This window comes from Actinoallomurus acaciae (genome assembly GCF_042429965.1).
GTDB lineage: Bacteria > Actinomycetota > Actinomycetes > Streptosporangiales > Streptosporangiaceae > Actinoallomurus > Actinoallomurus acaciae.
In genome coordinates, this window is the sequence record NZ_JBHLZP010000033.1 from 1 (window position 1) to 14064 (window position 14064).

At 72.0% G+C, this 14064-nt stretch carries 13 protein-coding genes; 5 read left to right on the forward strand and 8 right to left on the reverse strand.

Annotated features, from left to right (window positions below; all coding sequences use genetic code 11):
• A partial coding sequence (locus ACFFNX_RS07030; protein ID WP_378197030.1) for a hypothetical protein occupies positions 1-204 on the reverse strand: 204 nt, incomplete at its 3' end.
• A 284-nt stretch (positions 205-488) separates the two neighbouring features.
• Positions 489-1412, reverse strand: a complete 924-nt coding sequence (locus ACFFNX_RS07035; RefSeq protein WP_378197034.1) for an MBL fold metallo-hydrolase — start codon at positions 1410-1412, stop codon at positions 489-491.
• A 91-nt stretch (positions 1413-1503) separates the two neighbouring features.
• On the opposite strand from ACFFNX_RS07035, the gene ACFFNX_RS07040 reads away from it, so the two are divergent.
• The gene (locus ACFFNX_RS07040; protein WP_378197036.1) at positions 1504-2427 is read left to right on the forward strand and encodes an AraC family transcriptional regulator; all 924 of its coding nucleotides are present in this window, start codon (positions 1504-1506) and stop codon (positions 2425-2427) included.
• Between the two features lie 37 nt (positions 2428-2464).
• On the opposite strand, the gene ACFFNX_RS07045 is transcribed toward ACFFNX_RS07040, so the two are convergent.
• The 3 genes from ACFFNX_RS07045 to ACFFNX_RS07055 all read right to left on the reverse strand — a co-directional run bounded on the left by ACFFNX_RS07045 (position 2465) and on the right by ACFFNX_RS07055 (position 6661).
• The gene (locus ACFFNX_RS07045) at positions 2465-3484 is read right to left on the reverse strand and encodes an acetate/propionate family kinase (protein ID WP_378197039.1); all 1020 of its coding nucleotides are present in this window, start codon (positions 3482-3484) and stop codon (positions 2465-2467) included.
• 13 nt (positions 3485-3497) lie between these two features.
• Positions 3498-5858, reverse strand: coding sequence for a phosphoketolase family protein (locus ACFFNX_RS07050; RefSeq protein ID WP_378197042.1), 2361 nt, complete (start codon positions 5856-5858; stop codon positions 3498-3500).
• Between the two features lie 137 nt (positions 5859-5995).
• Positions 5996-6661, reverse strand: a complete 666-nt coding sequence (locus ACFFNX_RS07055) for a response regulator transcription factor (RefSeq protein WP_378197045.1) — start codon at positions 6659-6661, stop codon at positions 5996-5998.
• A 114-nt stretch (positions 6662-6775) separates the two neighbouring features.
• Between ACFFNX_RS07055 and ACFFNX_RS07060 the strand changes: the two genes are divergently transcribed.
• From ACFFNX_RS07060 to ACFFNX_RS07070, 3 genes are all read left to right on the forward strand, one after another.
• Complete coding sequence (locus ACFFNX_RS07060; protein ID WP_378197048.1) at positions 6776-8488, forward strand: sensor histidine kinase; 1713 nt, start codon at positions 6776-6778, stop codon at positions 8486-8488.
• Between the two features lie 139 nt (positions 8489-8627).
• Positions 8628-9179 (forward strand): DoxX family protein, encoded by a 552-nt coding sequence (locus tag ACFFNX_RS07065; RefSeq protein WP_378197051.1) that lies wholly within the window; start codon positions 8628-8630, stop codon positions 9177-9179.
• Positions 9180-9259: 80 nt separating this feature from the next.
• Entirely contained in the window at positions 9260-9661 is a 402-nt protein-coding gene (locus ACFFNX_RS07070) for a pyridoxamine 5'-phosphate oxidase family protein (RefSeq protein WP_378197054.1), read from the forward strand.
• A gap of 92 nt (positions 9662-9753) precedes the next feature.
• Here the strand turns inward: ACFFNX_RS07070 and ACFFNX_RS07075 are convergent, their stop codons facing one another.
• Positions 9754-10170, reverse strand: a complete 417-nt coding sequence (locus tag ACFFNX_RS07075) for a universal stress protein (protein ID WP_378197057.1) — start codon at positions 10168-10170, stop codon at positions 9754-9756.
• Between the two features lie 113 nt (positions 10171-10283).
• Between ACFFNX_RS07075 and ACFFNX_RS07080 the strand changes: the two genes are divergently transcribed.
• Positions 10284-11534: an MFS transporter gene (locus ACFFNX_RS07080; RefSeq protein ID WP_378197060.1), complete on the forward strand. Its 1251-nt coding sequence runs from the start codon at positions 10284-10286 to the stop codon at positions 11532-11534.
• A 40-nt stretch (positions 11535-11574) separates the two neighbouring features.
• Here ACFFNX_RS07080 and ACFFNX_RS07085 read toward each other — a convergent pair whose 3' ends face one another.
• Positions 11575-12522: a CE1 family esterase gene (locus ACFFNX_RS07085; protein WP_378197063.1), complete on the reverse strand. Its 948-nt coding sequence runs from the start codon at positions 12520-12522 to the stop codon at positions 11575-11577.
• A 10-nt stretch (positions 12523-12532) separates the two neighbouring features.
• Positions 12533-13921 (reverse strand): cation:dicarboxylate symporter family transporter, encoded by a 1389-nt coding sequence (locus tag ACFFNX_RS07090; protein WP_378197066.1) that lies wholly within the window; start codon positions 13919-13921, stop codon positions 12533-12535.
• Positions 13922-14064: the final 143 nt, after the last annotated feature.

A 14064-nucleotide genomic window follows, 5' to 3' on the forward strand; every position in this document is an offset into this window, starting at 1 on the left:
CGGCAGGGCGGCGGCCGGCAGCGGCTTGCTCTCGGCGTTGTCGAGCCGGGGCACGGCACCGGGCCGGAGCAGCGGGCCGGCGGCTCCCGTCACCGCCATCTCGGCCTTCGCCGGGGACGCGGCGGCCATGCCATCGCCGATGGAGGCGAGCGCGGGGGTGAGGATCGCGCAGAGCGCGAGCAGCAGCGCGACAGGTAGCGGCACCGCCGGCCACCGCCGACGCGTACGCTCGTCCGTCACCGCCCTCGCCCTTCCGGCCCCGGGGACGGCCGCGGCCTCGCGCGGCGGAATGTCCCAATCGTCTGCTCACGACCGAGCCTATAGCCAGGTCTGGAGCGTTCGACCGGCGGCGCTTCGGCGACCTCACCACGAGGACGCCTTCGCCGGGTACGGGGCCGTTGGGAGACCGGCTCAGCGGAGGGAGAAGGCGTTCCGCCGGTGCGCGGCTCGCTCCGCGGGTGCGGCCTGCGGGCCGGGCCCTTCGGTCATCAAGAATCCGACGGCGACCCCGTTGCCCAGGGGCCCAGGGCGAACCCGCCGCCCTCCCGCCGGACCTCCACGGCACCGGCGGCACCGGCGAAGTGCGCGGGAACCAGCAGCTCCCGCCGGTCGGCTGCCCGCTGGAGGACGCGCAGGCGGCTCGCCACGGCTTGCCTCGAGTCCAGGCAGGCGTTGCTGTTGCAGCACGGCTGGAGGATCTGTACCGGGCTGTGCAGCAGGTCGCCGACGAAGACGGCCCGGTCGCTGCCGGAGGCCAGCCGCAACACGGACGAGCCGGGCGTGTGGCCGGGCGCGGACTCCAGGGTGAGGTGCTCGTCGATGCGGTGGAGACCGTCCCAGCGCACGGCCTGTCCGGCCCGGTGGATGGGCGCGATGCTGTCCTCGTAGATCAGGCGGCCGTCCGCCTGCGAGCCGTGGCCGTACGCGCCGTCCGGGCCGAAGTGGAGGTCGTCGGCGGCCGGGATGAGGTACCGGGCATTGGCGAACGCCGGTATCCACTCTCCGTCCGCCTCGACGGTGTTCCCGCCGACGTGGTCGATGTGCAGGTGCGTGTTGACGACGACGTCGACATCCTGGGGGCGGATGCCGGCCTTCGCCAGGCGGCCGAGAAGATCGCCTTGCCAGTGGTGGAACGGCGGTGAGCCCGGTCGTTCGCGCCCCCTGCCCACTCCGGTGTCGACCAGAACGGTCCGTCCGCCGCTGCGGAGCGCCCAGGTCTGCAGCGCCATCACCGTCCGGCCGGTGTCCGGCTCCCAGTGGTCCGGCGCCAGCCAGTCCTCATTGTCCGTCCACACCTCGTCGGCCGTCTCCGCGAGCAGGTCGGAGACGGGCACGAACGGGCCCTGCCACTCCACGACCCGGATGACCTCGACATCGCCCAGCACGAGGCGGTGCACGCTTTCGTCCGTCATGCACGCGACCCTAGGAAGGCCGGATGAGCGTCTCAATGCGCATCCGGCTCACCGAGATACGCATCCGTCTCATGGAGGCTACATTCCCTGGATGGATGTGGTGAGCGACGCGATCTCCGCCATGCGGCTGGCGCACCCCTCGTCCGACCGGGTGCGGATGAGCGGCAGGTGGCGCACGCGGCTGGACCGGTTCGGCGGCGCGGGCTTTCACGTGGTGTTGAAGGGCGGTTGCCGGCTGCTTCCCGACGGCGGCGACCCGGTGTCCCTCGGCGTGGGTGACGCGGTGCTGCTGCCCCATGGCACCGGCCATGTGCTCACCGGCTCCCCCACCGACGCGGAAGGCGCGGCGTCACCGGGGCGGTGGCTCGCGGGAACCAGGCCCCGAACTCGGCCCGAGCGCGGCGAGACGGAGATCCTCTGCGGCCGGTACCGGCTCGACTGCAACCGCATCCACCCGCTTCTGGCGGAGATGCCCCAGGTCGTTCACCTTCCCCGCCGCGTGGGCGGCCACCTCGAACTGCGCGCCGCCATCGACCTGCTCACCGGTGAGCTGGATGACGGCCGGCCCGGCTCCTGCATCGCGCTGCCGAACCTGCTCGACCTGCTCCTCGTCTACATGATCCGCTCCTGGATGACCGAGGCCACCAGCGGAGCCTGGCCCCGCGCCCTGGGGGACCCGGTGACGGCCGCCGCCCTGCGGGCGCTGCACTCCGATCCGGCCGCCCCATGGACCACCGAGCGCCTGGCCGCGAGGGTGAACGTCTCCCGCCCCACTCTGGCGCGCCGGTTCACCGGCCTGGTCGGGCGCCCGCCGATGGCGTACCTCACGTGGTGGCGGATCATTCTCACCGCCACCCTGCTCCGGGACACCTCGGACACCCTGGCCTCCATCGCCGGCCGGGTCGGGTACGGCAGCCCGTACGCGCTCTCCCACGCCTTCCAGCGGGAGTTCGGTATCACCCCGGGGCGGTACCGCAAGGCCGTCGGCCGAGCACCCGGCGCGCCGTCGGCCTGAGGAGAGGGACCTCAAGGCCCGTCCGGGCCGGCTCGGCTCACGGCTTCAGCACCGCGCGGACCCCGGCGGCGATCTCGAGGTCCTCGCGCGACGTGATGACCAGGGTGCGCACGGGGGCTTCGGCGCGGCCGATCTCGGCGTCGGTGGTGTCCTCGCGCGCCGGGTCGAGCGCGATGCCGAGGAAGCCCAGCCCCTCGGCCGCGCGGCGCCGCACGCCCACCGCGTGCTCGCCGACGCCGCCGGTGAACACCAGCGTGTCCAGCCCGCCGAGTGCGGCGGCCATCGCGGCGATGCCGGCGCGCAGGTGGTGGAGGTAGACCTCCAGGCCGAGGCCGTCGCCGATCTCGCGCATGTCGGCGGTGCCGGTGAGGGCGAGCAGCCCGGAGTGGTGTTCGAGGGCGTCGGCGAGTTCGGCGGGCGTGAGCCCCTTGTGCTCCTGGAGCCAGAGCAGCAGGCCGGGGTCGACGCTGCCGGAGCGGGTGGCCATGACCAGGCCCTCCAGCGGCGTGAAGCCCATGGTCGTGTCGACGGAGCGCCCCCGCGCCACCGCGCACAGGGACGCTCCGGCGCCGAGGTGGCAGACGACGAGCCGGTCGGGCACGCCGCCGAGCAGCTCACCGGCCCGCCGTGTGGCGTACGCGTGCGAGAGGCCGTGGAAGCCGTACCGCCGGATGCGGTACTCCTTCCGCCACGCGGCGGGCAGCGCGTACGTCGCGGCGGCCTCGGGCAGGTGGGCGTGGAAGGCGGTGTCGAAGCAGGCGACCTCCGGGACTCCGGGCAGCACCGCGCGTACGGCCTCGATGCCGTGCAGGGACTTGGGCTGGTGCAGGGGCGCCAGCTCGGTCAGGGCGCGCAGGCGCGCCTCGACGTCGTCGTCGATCAGGACGGGGTCGGTGAAGTCCGCGCCGCCGTGGACGACGCGGTGCCCGATGGCGTCCGGCGCGGGCAGGCCGCGCAGGTCGTCCAGGTCGTCCGGCCGGGCGAGGAGGGTGTCGTCGTGGTCGAGCAGGCTGAGTTTCAGGCTGGACGACCCGGCGTTGACCACGAGGATCCGCACGCGGCGCCTCCGTTCAGGCCGTGGGGGTGGCGTAGGGCCAGGTCCAGCCGGAGATCTCCGGCATGTCCTCGCCGTGCTCCCGGGTGTACGCGCGGGCGCGCAGCCGCGCGTCCGCCATCTCCTGCCGGACGTTCGCGACCCGGCCGCCGAGGGAGGGGACCCGGTCGATGACGTCCATGACGATGTGGAACCGGTCGAGGTCGTTGAGCATGACCATGTCGAACGGCGTCGTGGTCGTGCCCTCCTCCTTGTAACCGCGGACGTGGAGGTTGTGGTGGCCGTGGCGCCGGTAGGTGAGGCGGTGGATCAGGTACGGGTAGCCGTGGAACGCGAAGATCACCGGCCGGTCGACCGTGAAGATCGCGTCGAACTCCCGATCGGACAGCCCGTGGGGATGTTCGGTGTCGGGCTGGAGGCGCATCAGGTCGACCACGTTGACGACCCGGACCCGAAGCTCGGGGAAGTGCCGCCGGAGCAGGTCCACGGCGGCGAGCGTCTCCAGCGTGGGGATGTCGCCCGCGCAGGCGAGGACGACGTCGGGATTCGTGCCGCCGTCGACGGAGGCCCACTCCCAGATGCCGATGCCGCGGGTGCAGTGCAGCACGGCGTCCTCGGGCGACAGCCAGTCGAGCGCCGGCTGCTTGCCCGCGACGATGACGTTGACGTAGTCGCGGGAGCGCAGGCAGTGGTCCGCCGTCGACAGCAGAGTGTTGGCGTCCGGCGGCAGGTAGACCCGGATGACCTCGGGCTTCTTGTTCATCACGATGTCGAGGAAGCCGGGGTCCTGGTGGGTGAAGCCGTTGTGGTCCTGACGCCAGACGTGCGAGGACAGCAGGTAGTTCAGCGACGCGATCGGCCGCCGCCAGGGGATCTTCCGGGTGGTCTCCAGCCACTTGGCGTGCTGGTTGAACATCGCGTCGACGATGTGGATGAACGCCTCGTAGGAGTTGAACAGGCCGTGCCGTCCGGTCAGCAGGTAACCCTCCAGCCAGCCCTGGCACAGGTGTTCGCTCAGCACCTCCATGACCTGGCCGTGCGGCCCGAGATGCTCATCCACGTCGAGGACGTCGGCCTCCCAGACCCGGTCGGTGACCTCGAACACCGCGGACAGCCGGTTGGAGGCGGTCTCGTCCGGGCCGGTGATGCGGAAGTTGTCCCGGTTGTCGGCGACGACGTCGCGCAGGTACGCGCCGAGGGCGCGGGTCGGCTCGGTGGACCTGGTGCCGGGTGCGTCGACCGCGACGGTGTACGCGTGAAAGTCCGGCAGTTCGAGATCGCGCAGCAGCAGACCGCCGTTCGCGTGCGGGTTCGCGCTCATCCGCCGGTTCCCGGCCGGGGGCGGCGCCAGCACGCCGGCGACCGGCCGCCCGTCGGCGTCGAACAGCTCCTCGGGGCGGTACGACCGCAGCCACGCCTCCAGCTGCGCCAGGTGTGCCGGATTGTCCCGTACGCCCGCGAGCGGCACCTGGTGGGCGCGCCAGGTGCCCTCGACCGGCAGCCCGTCGACCTCCTTCGGGCCGGTCCAGCCCTTCGGCGTGCGCAGCACGATCATCGGCCATCGCGGCCGCCCGGCCCTGCCCTCCTGCCGTGCGTCCCGCCGGATGGCGAGGATCTCGCCGATCGCCTCGTCCAGCGCCTCCGCCATCTGCCGGTGCATCGCCGCCGGCTCGTCGCCGCGGACGACGATCGGGCGGTGACCGTACCCCTCCAGCAGCGCCTCCAGTTCGCGATCCGAGATCCGCGCGAGCACGGTCGGATTGGCGATCTTGTAGCCGTTCAGGTGCAGGATCGGCAGGACCGCGCCGTCCTTCATCGGGTCGAGGAACTTGTTGGAGTGCCAGCTCGTGGCCAGCGGCCCGGTCTCGGCCTCACCGTCGCCGACGATGCAGGCCACGATCAGGTCGGGGTTGTCGAAGGCTGCGCCGTACGCGTGCGCGAGGGAGTAACCGAGCTCGCCACCCTCGTGGATGGAGCCCGGGGTCTCGGGCGCGACGTGGCTGGGGATGCCGCCGGGGTAGGAGAACTGCCGGAACAGCCGCTCCATCCCGGTCGCGTCCCGGGACACCCGCGGATACACCTCCGAGTAGGTGCCCTCCAGCCACGCGTTCGCGACCGCCGCCGGGCCGCCGTGCCCCGGCCCCATGATGTAGATCATGTCCAGGTCGTGCGCGGTGATGACGCGGTTCAGGTGGGCGTAGCAGAAGTTCAGACCCGGCGAGGTGCCCCAGTGCCCCAGCAGCCGGGGCTTGATGTCCTCCCGGCGCAGCGGCTCACGCAGCAGCGGGTTCGCGCGCAGGTAGATCTGGCCCGCGGACAGGTAGTTCGCCGCACGCCACCAGGCGTCGATCGGCCGGATCTCCTCATCGGTGAGCATGGCAGTTTCCCTTGTCTCGGCGTCAGGTCAGGGGTGTACCCCGGCCGGGTGGTCCGGACCGGTTCGTGCCCAAGCCCACCATCCGGCGGCGGTACGAGTGAGGGACCAAGGTCCTGTCGCGGGGGTGCCTTACGGCGTCACTCCTCGGAGGGGGCGCGGGAGTCGGATTCGCTGCGGAGCCGGGTGATGAAGGTCGCGGCCTGCGTGCGGCGGCGCATGTCGAGCTTGGTGAAGATGCTGGAGACGTAGTTCTTGACGGTCTTCTCGGCCAGGAAGAGGTGTTCGCCGATCTGCCGGTTGGTGAGCCCGTCGCCGATCAGATCGAGGATCCGGCGTTCCTGCTCGGTCAGGGAGGCGAGCGGGTCTTCGCGCGGGCGTTCGCGCATGCGCCGCATCACCAGTGTGGTGCTGCGCGCGTCGAGGAGCGACCCGCCGGCCGCGACCGTACGGACGGCGCCGACCAGGTCAGACCCGTGGATCTGCTTGAGCACGTACCCGGCGGCCCCGGCCATCACCGCGTCGATCAGCGCCTCCTCGTCGGAGAAGGAGGTGAGCATCAGGCAGGCGAGCTCGGGCATCCGCGACCGCAGCTCCCGGCACACCGTCACGCCGTCGCCGTCCGGCAGCCGTACGTCCAGCACGGCGACGTCGGGCCGCAGCGCCGGGATCCGGGCCAGCGCGCTGCTCGCCGTGCCGGCCTCGCCCACGACCTCGATGTCGGGCTCGGACTCCAGCAGCGCGGCGACCCCACGCCGTACGACCTCGTGGTCGTCGAGGAGGAAGACCTTGATGGGGGTGGTCATGGCCACGACGGTACTCATCGCGTGCCGGGTCCGACAGGCACACCCGGCCCCCTCCCGCAGGCCGGGATGGATCGGGACAATGGGAGGCCCGTCGCGAGAGAGGAATACGCCCCTGTGTCTGTCCAGAACCGGCCGGGCGAGGATCGTGCTCGCCCGGTACTCCCGCAGTTGCGGCTCGACGACCTGCTCACCGAGTTGCAGAGCCGGCTCTCGACCGTGTTGAACACGCGCGACCGGATGCACGGCCTTCTCGAGGCCATCGTGTCCATCGGCGGTGACCTGGACCTGGAGACCGTGCTGCGCAGCATCGTCGAGGCGGCGACCACGCTGGTGGACGCCCGGTACGGGGCGCTCGGCGTGATCGGGGAGGACGACCGGCTGGTCCAGTTCATCACGGTCGGCGTGACGCAGGAGCAGATCGACGCCCTGGACCACTGGCCGCACGGCCTGGGCATCCTCGGCCTGCTCATCAAGGAGCCGCGGCCGATCCGGCTGGCGGACCTGACCGCGCATCCCGAGTCCTACGGCTTCCCGGAGAACCATCCGCCGATGCGCAGGTTCCTCGGCGTCCCCATCCGGGTTCGCGACGAGGTGTTCGGCAACCTCTACCTGACCGAGAAGGCCGACGGCGAGGAGTTCGACGACGACGACGAGAGCGTCGTCTCGGCGCTCGCCACCGCCGCCGGCGTGGCGATCGAGAACGCCCGGCTCTACCAGGAGGCGCGCCGGCGCGAGCGCTGGCTGGAGGCCAACGCGGAGGTGTCCACGGCCCTGCTGTCGGGCACCGAGCCGGACGACGTCCTGCACCTGGTGGTCCGGCGGGCCCGCGAGATCTGCGACGCCGATCTGGCGACGGTCGCGCTCGCGTACGAGGCCACGGAGGAACTGGAGGTCAGGGCCGCCGACGGGCGGCACGCCGACGAGCTCAGACACCTGCGGACACCGCTCGATGACACGCTCACCGGCCGGGTCTACCGCACGGGCACGTCGCTGGCGTCGCTCGACGCCGGCGAGGAGGCTCGCCGGTCCGGCGTCGCGACGCGTGTTCCGCTGGGGCCGGTGCTGGCCGTGCCGCTGGGCGCGGGAACGGCCGCGCGCGGTGTGCTGTCGGTCGCCAACGCGCCGGGCAAGGCGTCGTTCGCCGAACCCGTGCGACGGCTGCTGGAGACATTCGCGGCGCAGGCGGCCGTCGCGCTGGAGTTGGCCGAGCGCCGCAGGGACGTCGAGCGGCTGGTCGTCTTCGAAGACCGCGACCGCATCGCCAAGGATCTGCACGACACGGTCATCCAGCGGCTGTTCGCCATCGCCATGACGCTGATGAGCGCCATCAAGATCACCAAGAAGCCCGACGTCGCGGTCCGTGTCCAGCGGGCCGTGGACGACCTGGACGACACGATCCGGCAGATCCGCTCGACCATCTTCGCGCTGCAGACCTCGGCCGATGACGAGCCGACTCTGCGGTCACGCCTGTTCGGCGTCATCGAGGGTGCGGGCGAGAGCCTGGGGTTCGCGCCCGCGGTGCGGCTCGACGGGCTGCTGGACACGGTCGTCGACGAGACGGTCGGCGACAACCTCGTCGCGGTTCTGCGCGAGGCACTGTCGAACGCCGCGCGTCACGCGCACGCCTCGCGGGTGGACGTGACCATCGCCGCCGATTCCGACCTGCTGCTGCGGGTCGCCGACGATGGCGTCGGTCTCACCGAGACCGGCCGCCGCAGCGGCCTGGCGAACCTCGACGACCGCGCGCGGCGGCTCGGGGGCACCTTCGACATCCGTTCCGGGACGGGCGGGACCGTCCTCGAATGGCGCGTACCGCTCACGACCTGACCACGCGGCGCGCCACGGTGGTCCGGCGCGGGACGAAGGTCCCGCGCGGGCCCCTGCTTTCGCCTCTGCGGAGCCCCCGGCCTCATGGCGTTAGGTAAGGGCAGCCGGAAACGTTCCGGTGCGAAAAGAGGTGGAAGACATGCCCGTCACCGACCCCCGGACGGAGCGCCCCCGCACCGTTAACCGTACGGACCCGGCCCAGTCCCGAACCGCCGCCCGTTACGTTTGGGCGACCGCCCGGCTGTTCCTCGGCTTCGTGTTCTTCTGGGCTTTCTTGGACAAGTTGTTCGGCCTCGGCCACGGCACACCGGGCAAGCAGGCGTGGATCCACGGTGGCCACCCGACCCTGGGATTCCTGAAGTTCTCGGCGGCCGGACCCTTCAAGGGCTTCTACCACTCCATCGCCGGCGCCGGCTGGGCCGACTGGCTGTTCATGCTCGGCCTGGCGGGGATCGGCGCGGCGCTGCTCCTGGGCATCGGCATGCGCGTCGCGGCCGGCGCGGGTGTGGTCATGCTGGTCATGATGTGGAGCGTCGTCCTCCCTCCGGACAGCAACGTCTTCGTCGACGACCACCTCGTCTACGCGCTGGTCGTCGTCGGCCTGGCCCTGGTCGGCGCGGGAGACACGCTCGGTCTCGGCGGCTGGTGGAGCCGGACCCGCCTCGTCCAGCGGTTCCCCGTCCTCAAGTAGCGACGAAGACGAAAGGGGAGCGGTGAGAGCCCGCTCCCCTTCCCCTTTTTCCTGGAGAGACCATTTTTCCTGGAGAGACCATGAGTTCCAGCGTGAGCGGCCCGGCCGGGCCGACGGGCGGCAACGGAACCTTCGGCCGTGAGCAGTGCCTGGCCCTGCTGGCCACCGCGTCGATCGGGCGGATCGTCCACACGGACCGGGCGCTGCCCGCCGTCACGCCGGTGACCTTCGTACTCGACGGTGACGTGGTCACGGTCCGCGCGGCGGCGATGCTCGGCGCGGCGATCGGCGGCAGCATCGTGGCCTTCCAGGCGGACGACGTCGACCCGGACACCCTGCTCGGATGGTCCGTCACCGTCATCGGCCGGGCGGTCCTCACCGGCGGGCCGATCCCGCGGCCCTGTTCCGGGCCGCCGGGGCGGCCCCCCGCGCTCCGCATCCGGGTGCAGCACGCGTCGGGGATGCGAATCGGCCCGCGCTGACCCCGAGGTGGGCCGCCGACGCGTCCGTCGGCCCCGACCCACGGCGAAAAGCCCGCCGGATCAGGTCCGGCGGGCCTTCTTCGCGTCGGCGATCAGTCCTCCGCACCGTCCTCGCAGATGATGACGCCGCAGCGCGCGTTCGAGAGCACGGTGGGTACGGTGTCGCCGCCGAACAGTTCGCCGTGCCGGGAGTTCGGCCGCGAGCCGACCACGAGCACCTCCGCGCGGCCGGCCAGGCGCGCCAGCTGCGCGCCGGGTTCACCCCGGGCGATCCGCAGACGAGTGGTCACGTGCTGCGTGCGGGGGAGCAGGCGCGCGACCTCGTCGCGCAGCCGGAACCACGCCTTCGGCCGGCGCAGCGGGCCGCCGTCGCGCGAGATGACCCGGACGACGTCGAGACGGGCGTTGCGCCGGCGGGCCTCCGCCGCCGCCCGCCGCAGCGCCTCCGCGGAGTTGGGCGACCCGTCGAAACCGACGAGCACGTACCGCGGCCCAGGGATGATGTGCATGACCGACCTCCTGTTTCCTCCTCAAGGGTGCGGGGAACGCAGAAAAGATCGGAGAGCCCAGGGACCCTGCTTCCCCGGGACTTTCGGCCCCTCTGAGTCGTGTCGGGAGGCGGATGCCGCGGTCGAGCGCGCGTGCCGAGACGGCGGCGGACCGGGCCACTGGGGCGAGGCCGCCGCGGCGCGTGCTGATCGGCCTGTGCGTCACCGAGGTCACCAGCTGGGGCGTGCTGTACTACGCGTTCCCGGTGACGCTGTCGTCGCTCACCCGCGACACGGGCTGGTCGACCGCGACCGCCATGGCGGCCTTCTCCGCCGGCGCGGTCGTCTCCGCCCTCGCCGGCATCCTCGTCGGCCGCCTCATCGACGCCCACGGCCCCCGGCCGGTCATGACCACCGGGTCGATCGTCGGCGTCGCCGCCGTCGTGGCGATCGCCGCCGCGCCGAGCCTGCCGCTCTTCTTCGCCGCCTGGGTCCTCGCCGGCCTCGCCCAGTCGGCCGTGCTCTACCAGCCGGCCTTCACCGCGCTCACCGGCTGGTACGGTCCCGACCGCGTGCGCGCGCTCACCGCGGTCACGCTCGCCGGCGGGTTCGCCAGTACGGTCTTCGCCCCGCTGACCGCGCTCCTGCTGGACCACCTGACCTGGCGCGGCACCTACCTCGCGCTCGCCGTGATCCTGGCCGTGGTCACCGTGCCGCTGCACGTCCTGTGCCTGACGCCGCCCTGGCGGCAGCGCCGGACCCGCGGCGTCCCGTACGAGCGGGACGCCCATGCACGGGCGGTCGTCCGCAGCGGGCCGTTCGTCGTCCTGACGGCCGCGATGACCTTCGCCGCGTTCGGGAGCTACTCCGCCACCGTGAACCTCGTCCCGCTGCTCACCTCCGACGGGATGGGCACCCATCTGGCCGCCGTCGCCCTCGGCCTCTGCGGCGCGGGCCAGGTGCTCGGGCGGCTGGGCTACCCACGGCTGGCCGCCCGCGCCGCTCCGTCCGGCCGCGCCACCGTCATCCTGACCGCCGGAGCGGCCACCATCGTCGTCCTGGGCGTCCTCCCCGGACCGGCCACGGCGCTGATCGCCGTGGCCGTCCTCGCGGGCGCGGCACGCGGCATGTTCACGCTGCTCCAGGCCACGACGGTCGCCGACCACTGGGGCACACGCGCGTTCGGCCACATCAACGGCGTCTTCACCGCTCCGATTACCGTCGCCATCGCGCTGGCTCCCGGAGGCGGCGCACTCCTCGCCCGCCTGACCGGCGGGTACCCGGTCTCGTACTGCGTGCTGGCGGCCCTCACCTTCGCGGCGGCCGCGGCGATCCGGCGAACCGGCTCTTCGTACGATCCCGCACATCGTCCCCCGTCCCGGTGACGCCGCCGTGATCCACACGCCGACGGCCGGGCTTCGACGCTCAAGCCGCCGGAAGCGGGTTTCGCCGGAAGAAATCCCAGATCAACGGGGTGGCGTCGATGGAGGTCGGGGTGGGGGAGTCCAGGTTGGGGCTCGTGCTCGGCCAGACGTGACCCGCGCCCGTGACGCGGTAGTGCCGCACTGTGCTCCGGCGTGCGCAGCCTCGCCAGTCCTGGACCGTCACGTTCCCGGCGATCACGTGTTCGGCCGGCCGCGGCAGGCAGCGGTCGCGGGCCGCCCAGGCGCTCAGCCAGGACGGGAGGTCCGGCAGTCCCCTGGCCGGGTCGCCGTCGTAGGGGATCGTGGTGTCCGCGGTGCCGTGGAAGTCCGCGATCGGGACCGGGCGGGACGGCGCGCAGGGGCCGCCCTGGGGATAGAAGGCGCCGGACACCGGGGCGAAGGCGGCGATGCGCCCGGCCATGCGGCATGCGAGGACGCCGGTGAAGCCACCGCCGTTGGACTTGCCGGCGGCGTAGATCCGGTGCGGGTCGACGCAGTAGCCGCCCTGCAGCCGAGTGATCAGGTCGCTGGTGAACAGCACGTCGTCGACGTCGGCGGAGTACGGTGCGCCCTGCCACGCGGTCTGCCCGTCGGTGCCGACCAGGCCCTGGGGGTACACCGTGACGGCGTTCAGGGCCGACATGCCGGTCAGCTCCTCCTGGTAGGCCGACGTGCGCTTGTGGCCGTGGAAGGACAGCACCAGCGCGTACGGCCGGCGCGGGTCGTAGCGGTCCGGTACGTGCAGCAGGTAGCCGCGCCGGACTCCTCCGGAGACCAGGTACTCCGTCGACGAGCTGCCGGGTCGTACCGACGGCGCCTTGCCGCAGCCGGTCGTCGGCAGCGGGCGGTCGACGACCCTCCCGGCCTGCGCCATCGCGGGAGCGGCGGCGGCGCCGCACAGGGTGAGGGCGAAGGAGACGGCGGCGGCCGTACGAACGGGGAGTCTCACCAGGTGCTCCTCAGATGTCCGCGCCCGCGACGGCGGGTGAGCCGCCGGCCCGCGAGTCGCGGACGGCGTCCGGCCGCGAGGGGGCGTCGTCCAGCTGGGTCGTCTCGTCGAACGGGTCCCGGCCGGCCAGCACCAGCCGCGCTCGATCCCGGTCGAACTCCCCGGTCAGCTTGCCGATGATCACCGTCGCGACCGCGTTGCCGGCGAAGTTCGTCAGCGCCCGTGCCTCGGACATGAACCGGTCGATGCCGACGATGAGGCCGACGCCATCGACGAGTGCGGGCCGGTGCGACTGCAGACCTCCGGCCAGTGTGGCCAGACCGGCGCCGGTCACGCCGGCGGCGCCCTTCGAGGCGACGACCATGAACAGCAGCAGCGATATCTGCTCGCCGATCGACAGCGGAGCGTCGGTCGCGGAGGCGATGAACAGCGACGCCATCGTCAGGTAGATCGCCGTACCGTCCAGGTTGAAGGAGTACCCGGTCGGCACGGTGATGCCGACGACCGGCCGGCTCACGCCGAGGTGCTCCATCTTCGCGATGAGCCGTGGCAGCGCGCTCTCCGAGGACGACGTGGACAGGATGAGCAGGAACTCCCGGGCGAGGTAGCGCAGGAGCGAGAACAGGTTCACCCGCGCCACGAGCCACAGCAGCGAGCCGAGCACGACCACCACGAACAGCACGCAGGTGACGTAGAAGGCCACCATCATCATCACGAGGCCCTTCAGGGCGTCGACGCCGCTCGCGCCGACCACGGCCGCCATCGCGCCGAACGCGCCGACCGGCGCCGCCCACATGATGATCGCCAGGACGCGGAACACCAGGCGCTGGACGTGCTCCAGCCCGCGCAGGACGGGCCGGCCCGTGTCGCCCATCGCCTGCAGGCCGAACCCGACGAGCAGGGCGACGAGCAGCGTCTGCAGCACCTGCCCCTCGGTGAAGGCCGACACCAGCGTCGTCGGGATGATGCCGAGAAGGAAGTCGACTGTCCCCGTACTGCCCTCGCCGACCTGTTCGTGGCCGGCGTGCCGCGCGGCGTCGGTCAGGTGCAGACCGGCTCCGGGATGCAGGATGTTGCCGACGATGAGGCCGATGGCCAGCGCGAACGTCGAGAGGATCATGAAGTAGGCCAGGGCGAGGCCGCCGACCGCGCCGACCTTCGCGGCACGGGCGACCGAGCCGACGCCCAGCACGATCGTGCAGAAGATGATCGGGCTGATCATCATTTTGATGAGGTTCACGAACCCGGTGCCGAGCGGCTTGAGCTCGGTGGCGAAGCCCGGTGCCGCCAGACCCACCACGACACCGGCGATCACCGCGGCGACCACCGCGAGGTAGAGGAAGTGCGTGCGGTCGCGTCTGCGGGGGCGCGGCCCTACCGGCGAGGTTTCGACGGACATCCGATCTCCTTGCTCGTGGCTCCAGCGGCCGAAATCTGCAAGGACTATGCGGCGTGGGGTGACTCAGGTCACGTTTTCGTTCATTACGTTCACGAAAATCCGCCTTCACACGTCTGTAACGAGCAGCGTGAGCGCAGGCACAC

Bases quoted from the DNA above. Each gene is read 5' to 3' on its own strand.
- ACFFNX_RS07050 (WP_378197042.1), bottom strand. From the start codon at position 5,858: ATGCTCACCGATGAGGAGATCCGGCCGATCGACGCCTGGTGGCGTGCG.
- ACFFNX_RS07065 (WP_378197051.1), top strand. From the start codon at position 8,628: ATGCCCGTCACCGACCCCCGGACGGAGCGCCCCCGCACCGTTAACCGT.
- ACFFNX_RS07090 (WP_378197066.1), bottom strand. From the start codon at position 13,921: ATGTCCGTCGAAACCTCGCCGGTAGGGCCGCGCCCCCGCAGACGCGAC.
- ACFFNX_RS07055 (WP_378197045.1), bottom strand. From the start codon at position 6,661: ATGACCACCCCCATCAAGGTCTTCCTCCTCGACGACCACGAGGTCGTA.
- ACFFNX_RS07070 (WP_378197054.1), top strand. From the start codon at position 9,260: ATGAGTTCCAGCGTGAGCGGCCCGGCCGGGCCGACGGGCGGCAACGGA.
- ACFFNX_RS07075 (WP_378197057.1), bottom strand. From the start codon at position 10,170: ATGCACATCATCCCTGGGCCGCGGTACGTGCTCGTCGGTTTCGACGGG.
- ACFFNX_RS07080 (WP_378197060.1), top strand. From the start codon at position 10,284: ATGCCGCGGTCGAGCGCGCGTGCCGAGACGGCGGCGGACCGGGCCACT.
- ACFFNX_RS07040 (WP_378197036.1), top strand. From the start codon at position 1,504: ATGGATGTGGTGAGCGACGCGATCTCCGCCATGCGGCTGGCGCACCCC.
- ACFFNX_RS07035 (WP_378197034.1), bottom strand. From the start codon at position 1,412: ATGACGGACGAAAGCGTGCACCGCCTCGTGCTGGGCGATGTCGAGGTC.